The organism is Empedobacter sp. GD03865 (assembly GCF_029840775.1).
Taxonomy (GTDB): domain Bacteria; phylum Bacteroidota; class Bacteroidia; order Flavobacteriales; family Weeksellaceae; genus Empedobacter; species Empedobacter falsenii_B.
In genome coordinates this window covers 37016-43386 of sequence record NZ_JAOCDF010000032.1, presented here as the reverse complement: position 1 = coordinate 43386, position 6371 = coordinate 37016, and the positions used below count along the sequence as shown (strand labels likewise).

Below are 6371 nucleotides of genomic sequence, written 5' to 3'. Positions count from 1 at the left end.
AAAAACCTTTGTATATTTGCAAAGGTTTTTTTTATACATTTATTTCATGAAATCTATCTTAGGTAATAAAGAATCTTTTGTCTCATACTCTGTCGCTTTTCTATTTATTTTAATCATGATTGGAACAGCAATGATTTATGATGATAAAGAAATTATTTTACCAGAAGTTGCTGCATTATCTGTCGGAATTTTAACGTTTCGAGAAAATAAATGGCTACAACGACCATTTCATATTTTTTTACTTCCATCCATAACTGCTATTTTAGGATTTGGGATTAATTTTTTACCGATTATATTATCATTCAAATTAGCATTGGTATTGGTTGCAATGTTAATTGTCTTGAAAATTTTTAAAAGTCAACTTGCGCCAGCATTAGCTACGGGATTATTACCAATTGTTACAAATACAGAATCTTTTGTATTTCTATATGCGATATTTCTATTTGTCTTTTTACTTTTTCTATCAATAAAAATATTCAAACTAAAACCAACTGAAAATGCGGTTCCAATGATTTATACAAGCCATAACAGATGGTTAATCGGATTATGTGTAGTTTGGTTTACAGCTTTTTATTTTAGCGGTTTTGCACATTTCTCTGCTATTCCACCTATTATCGTAATTTCTTTTGAATCTTTAAATAATCCAACATTAAAATTAACCGTACGTCTAAAACGTATTCTTGTAATGTTCATGGCTACAATGGCTGGTTGTTTAACAATGCATTATCTTGATAATTGGTTAATCATTGGCTTGATCGATTTGATTATCGTAATGTTTATTTTGAAATTAACAGATTTACGCTTACCTCCTGCTTTTGCAATGGTTATTTTACCAATGATTTTACCTTCTGACTCGATAAAATATTTACCTGTTGCAACATTAATCATGAGTATATTTTTTATGCTATCGATTTATATTATTCAGAAAGTTGCTTATCCAAAAGCGATTGATTTCAAATAAAAAAGTCATCCAAAATTGAATGACTTTATGACTATTTTAATATGTTTCTTCGATTGATTTTACCATATTATAAATGAACTCGTTGTAAGGTGTCGGAATATTATATTGTTTTCCTAAACTGATAATTTCGCCTGCAAATTCATCCACTTCCGAATATCGTTTTGCTTCGCGATCTTGTAACATCGAAGTTTTACCAAATTCATCCACAATTTTCATCGTAGATTTCATTCGATCCACTTCTTCTTGACCAATTGCAACTCCATGTGCATTCCCAACTGCAAGAACTTCATTAGAAATCATATCCATTAAAACCTCGAGATGTTGATTGGTACGAAATTGTCCATATGGAAACTCCAACAAAAACGTCAATTGATTTCCGACAACATTTACCAAATATTTCGCCCACTGCGCTTTCTGAATATCATCCGATAATTGATTTGGAATTTCAGCAACATTCATCAATTCATGTAAATCGACTAATTTATCATGATTAATTGAATCCATTTTCCCAAAAATAATTTTTCCTATACTCGAAAACGTCACGCGATTATCAACTTTTACAGCATCCATATATGCAACTGCATTCACCACACGATCCCATCCAAAATGATCTGCCAAAACACGTTCAGAAGAAATTCCGTTCATCAAACTTACAATCATTGTGTTTTCACCAACAAAAGGCTTCATATCTTCTATCGCTTGCTGTAAATGTGAACTTTTAACGACTAAAAATATATAATCTGGATAATTATTCTCCTCGATTTTTGTGACATAATTAAAATCATACGCTTTATCATTCACAAAAATTTGCGATTTTTCGTATCGATTTTTTCGCTCCTCATCTACAATTACACTTACAATTTCTGGATTATATTCATAAAAACTCGCTGCATATTTTGCTCCTAAAGCTCCCAATCCAAGAAAATAAATTGATTTCATTTTTTTGTTATTTAGAAGATAAATTTAAAATAAAATCTACAACATTTACGAATTAAAGTCTTTGAAAAAATTTAATATTTCGGTTATAATTAGTTTTGATAAACTTTTGACAATTCTTTTGGATTGAGATACAAATAATAAATCAAATTACGCAAATCATCAAGGTTTGAGCTAGAATCTACAGCTATTTCATTCTCTTTTTGAAAATTCTTTTTCAATACATCATACAATTGATTTATTTTCTTCCAATTATCTTTTGCAGCAATTTTTTCAACAGATTTATTATTCGCAGATTTCGCTAATTGTGAGGGCATTTTCTGAATCGCTTCAAATAAAACATATAGATTGTTGACATGATTGATATAATTGTATGTTTCGTTTACAGCAAAATAATTCAGAAGAATTTTCTCTTCATCCGAAATTTTCAAGCTCGAAATTAACTTCATTTCCTCACCCAACCATTCATAAGCCGACAATCCAATTTGAGAAGCATTTGGCGTCACAACCATTCTTGGAATTGGTTCTGCATTTGCAATTTTATTTAAAATAAATTCTGTTTTTTGATTCAAAACATCCAATCGATTATTTGCTGGAGCAAGACATTTCAAAACATAATCGCAATTATATCCTAACGTGATTATCTCCTCAAGTTCAGAAAAAATATCGGCAGAAGTATCATTATTGAAACTCTCAAAATTTTGCAAACAATTATCTTGGTATTTCTCTTTAAAATCATTCATAGAAGAATAATCTTTTTTATCATCATCCCAAATAAGATTAAAATTATAGGCAAAAACATTCACAAATTGCATCGTTTTACTTTGCGGATTTTCATCAACAAATTTTTGATATACTTCTACTTTAGGAGATTCTGTATCGTAATCATCCATTAACGCAATTAAAAATCGTTCGTTAAGTGGAGTTTTCGTTCCAAATTTCTTTCCAACAGATTTTTTTAATTTCTCTTTATAATCAACAAAATATGATTTTTGATTATCATTCAACACAAAATAAACTTCGAGTTCAGAAAGAAGTCCAACTTTCTTACCTAATTCGATATTATTATCCAACAAATATTTTTCGAAAGTAGAATAATCAATTCCTTTTTCTTTCGTTTTTTCTAAAATCGTATCATCAGGATAAGCCCTCGAACCAAAAGGCAAAGAATATAAAAAAGGACCATCTGCAAAAAGTTGAACAGAGGTAAATAGAGTCAATAGAAAAGTAAAAAGTAGTTTTTTCATAAGGTTGATTTTTATAAAATTAGAAATTTTATTGAATATTTTTTCAAGTTTTAGATGATTTAACATGAATAAAAAAGCGTTAGAAATCATTTTCTTAATATTAATTCAAACAAGACAATTCTTCAAATTGTTCTTTTTAAAAATAGTTTTTACATATATTTAACAAATTAATACATCACACGTGAGTCAAATAAAAAATACCGAGGAAAAAGAATTGCAAAGAGGTCTTACAAACCGACATATTCAATTGATTGCTTTAGGTGGCGCGATTGGAACTGGTTTGTTTTTAGGAATTGGACCCGCTGCTGTTTTAGCTGGGCCATCTGTTATTTTAGGTTATGCAATTGCAGGAATCATAGCCTTCTTCATCATGCGTCAATTAGGAGAAATGGTTGTTAACGAGCCTGTTTCTGGAAGTTTTAGTCATTTTGCGTATAAATATTGGGGATCTTTTGCTGGATTTGCGTCTGGTTGGAATTATTGGATTCTTTATGTTTTGGTAAGTATGTCCGAGCTGACTGCGATTGGAATTTATGTGCAATTTTGGTGGCCAGAAATCCCATTATGGGCGTCGAGTTTGTTCTTTTTTATCGTGATTAATGCATTGAATTTAGGCTCAGTAAAAATGTTTGGTGAAGCTGAATTTTGGTTTTCTATCATCAAAGTAATTGCCATTATTGCTATGATAATCTTCGGAGCTTACTTATTAATAAGCGGAACTGGAGGTGAACAAGCAACAATACAAAATCTTTGGAACAACGGAGGTTTTTTTCCAAAAGGTTGGTTATCTGGTAATAGCGAAGGCGGTTTTAGTGGATTATTCGCCGCAATGGCTCTTATTATGTTTTCTTTTGGAGGTTTAGAATTGATTGGCATCACAGCTGCTGAAGCTAAAAATCCAGAAAAAACAATTCCAAAAGCAACCAATCAAGTAATTTATAGAATTTTAATCTTCTATGTTGGAGCATTAATTATCTTATTTTCGTTAGCTCCTTGGGAAACGATTACGGATAAAAGTAGTCCTTTTGTAATGGTTTTTGAGAATTTGAATCATTTGAAACTAAATATTTTTGGTAACACAATTGATTTTTCAAGATTAATTGCCAATGCACTAAACATTATTGTTTTGACGGCTGCTTTATCAGTTTACAATAGCTCTGTTTACAGTAATAGTAGAATGTTATATGGTTTGGCAGAACAAGGAAATGCGCCTAAATTCTTAAAAAAATTAAATAAAAATCACGTCCCTGTTATGGCGATTTTAGTTTCATCTTTTTTCGCAGCAATTTGTATTTTAATTAATAAAATAATTCCAGAAGATGCATTTCATGTATTGATGTCTTTAGTGGTTTCTTCGTTGGTAATTAACTGGATTATGATTTCGATAACACATCTTAAATACCGAAAACAAAAGAATTTGGAGAATACAAAAACATTATTTCCATCTTTCTTGTATCCTATCAGTAATTATATTTGTCTAATTTTCTTATTTGGAATTTTAGTGATTATGTGGTTTACAGGACTTAAAATTTCAGTAGAATTAATTCCAGTTTGGTTGATCTTCCTTTACATCGCTTATCGAATTGTAAAAGAAAATAAAAAGACTAAGAATTCTTGATAAATTTTAATTTAAAATAGTTCATATAAAAGCTTCAAGATTACTTGAAGCTTTTTAATTTTACATCATGAAAAAAATAGTTGTTGGATTCATTTTGATGATGAGTTCTATTGTGTTTTCACAAGAAATTTATCAAGTTATAGCGCAAGAAGGATTGACAGTTAGAACAAGTCCGAATGGAAAACGAATTGGTAAAATTCCGTATGGATATCCTGTTAAAATTTCAGAAAAAGGTGAAGCGTTTGCAATTAAAGATAATGGGAAAGCAAAAAGTGGAAACTGGGTGAAATTAGATGTTAGCTCGTCTAAATTAATTTTGGATGAAGGAGTTAATGATTCTTCTGCTCAAGGCGATTTGTATGCGTTTAGTGGTTATTTAATCACACAACAAAATTTTGTCAATCAATTCGAAACAGAAATTTCTACGCACCCAGCTTTTAGCGAATTTTATTTAGCAACAGCTTACAAATGCTTCGCAATTAAAGGCGACTTTTTTGGTGACGGTGTGGTGGATTATTTATATAGAATGATTGATACAAAAGGAAATATCCGTTTATTTATTGTGAATAATATGAAAAAAGGAAGTCAAATTTATGGTTTGGGAGGAGCAAAAGATCCGTTCAAAATTACAAATTATGATTTCGGAACGTTGATGATGATTCCAAAAGGAACGCCACTTTATTCGAATTATAAAGATGGAGTGAAACGAAATTTAAATGGAGTTTCTAAAAATGAAATCGTAACTTTAGATTATGATGCGATTTATGTGCATCAAGATAACGCAAAAGAAGGCGGATTTATTTACCGAAAAGATGGTAAATGGAATTGGCTGAACCAAAAATAAAACTAAAATAATTATGCAAAATATAGAAGGTAAAGTAGCTTATATAACGGGGGGAACAAAAGGAATTGGATTAGGAATTGCAAAATCATTGGTAGAAAATGGTTTGAAAGTGGCAATTTCTGGACGAAACATTGATGATGTTGAAAAAGCTCGTCATTATTTAGGAAATCAAAATGTATTGGCTATTCAGTCGGATGTGAGACATTTCGAAGATGAACAAAATGCAATTGAGCAAATTATTTCTGCGTTTGGACGTTTGGATATTGTGATTGCAAATGCTGGTTTAGGAAAATTTGCGCCAGTTGATGAACTTTCTTTAGAAGATTGGAATGCGATGATTGATACTAACCTGACAGGAGTTTTTCATACAATAAAAGCGTCTGTTGAAGCACTAAAAGTTTCGAAAGGATATTATATTTCGATTGCTTCTTTGGCGGGAACAAATTTCTTTGCGAATGGAGCGGGTTACAATGCTTCGAAATTTGGCGTTGTCGGTTTTACCCAAGCAGCGATGTTAGATTTGAGAAATTATGATATCAAATGTACAACGATTATGCCTGGTTCTGTGACTTCAAACTTTAATGATCATGTGCCAAATTCGGAGGATGGATGGAAAATTCAGCCCGAAGATTTAGGACAAATGGTAGTTGATTTATTGAAAATGAATCCAAATGTTTTGCCAAGTAAAATAGAAGTTCGTCCTACGAAAACAAAATAATTTAAAGATCTCGATAAGAGATCTTTTTTTATGAAAAAAATATTTCG

6 protein-coding genes are annotated in these 6371 nt (G+C 30.7%); 4 read left to right on the top strand and 2 right to left on the bottom strand.

Annotated features, from left to right (window positions below; translation table 11 throughout):
- The coding region (locus tag N5D46_RS11815) for a hypothetical protein (RefSeq protein WP_280050070.1) at positions 1-961 on the top strand (961 nt) is incomplete at its 5' end.
- Positions 962-997: 36 nt separating this feature from the next.
- On the opposite strand, the gene N5D46_RS11810 is transcribed toward N5D46_RS11815, so the two are convergent.
- Positions 998-1900 carry a ketopantoate reductase family protein gene (locus N5D46_RS11810; protein ID WP_125349990.1) on the bottom strand — a complete coding sequence of 301 codons (903 nt, stop codon included), beginning with the start codon at positions 1898-1900 and terminating at the stop codon, positions 998-1000.
- A gap of 89 nt (positions 1901-1989) precedes the next feature.
- On the bottom strand, positions 1990-3144 hold the full coding sequence (locus N5D46_RS11805) for a hypothetical protein (protein WP_280050067.1): 1155 nt from the start codon (positions 3142-3144) through the stop codon (positions 1990-1992).
- Between the two features lie 190 nt (positions 3145-3334).
- Between N5D46_RS11805 and N5D46_RS11800 the strand changes: the two genes are divergently transcribed.
- The 3 genes from N5D46_RS11800 (at position 3335) to N5D46_RS11790 (ending at position 6324) form a co-directional block, all read left to right on the top strand.
- The gene (locus N5D46_RS11800) at positions 3335-4762 is read left to right on the top strand and encodes an amino acid permease (RefSeq protein WP_280037151.1); all 1428 of its coding nucleotides are present in this window, start codon (positions 3335-3337) and stop codon (positions 4760-4762) included.
- 67 nt (positions 4763-4829) lie between these two features.
- Positions 4830-5606: a hypothetical protein gene (locus N5D46_RS11795; RefSeq protein ID WP_125349992.1), complete on the top strand. Its 777-nt coding sequence runs from the start codon at positions 4830-4832 to the stop codon at positions 5604-5606.
- Between the two features lie 13 nt (positions 5607-5619).
- Positions 5620-6324, top strand: coding sequence for an SDR family oxidoreductase (locus N5D46_RS11790; protein WP_038330800.1), 705 nt, complete (start codon positions 5620-5622; stop codon positions 6322-6324).
- Positions 6325-6371 lie beyond the last annotated feature (47 nt).

What these genes read in the sequence shown, in the direction of transcription:
- N5D46_RS11810 (WP_125349990.1), bottom strand. Translation starts at nt 1,900, where the DNA reads ATGAAATCAATTTATTTTCTTGGATTGGGAGCTTTAGGAGCAAAATAT.
- N5D46_RS11805 (WP_280050067.1), bottom strand. Translation starts at nt 3,144, where the DNA reads ATGAAAAAACTACTTTTTACTTTTCTATTGACTCTATTTACCTCTGTT.
- N5D46_RS11795 (WP_125349992.1), top strand. Translation starts at nt 4,830, where the DNA reads ATGAAAAAAATAGTTGTTGGATTCATTTTGATGATGAGTTCTATTGTG.
- N5D46_RS11790 (WP_038330800.1), top strand. Translation starts at nt 5,620, where the DNA reads ATGCAAAATATAGAAGGTAAAGTAGCTTATATAACGGGGGGAACAAAA.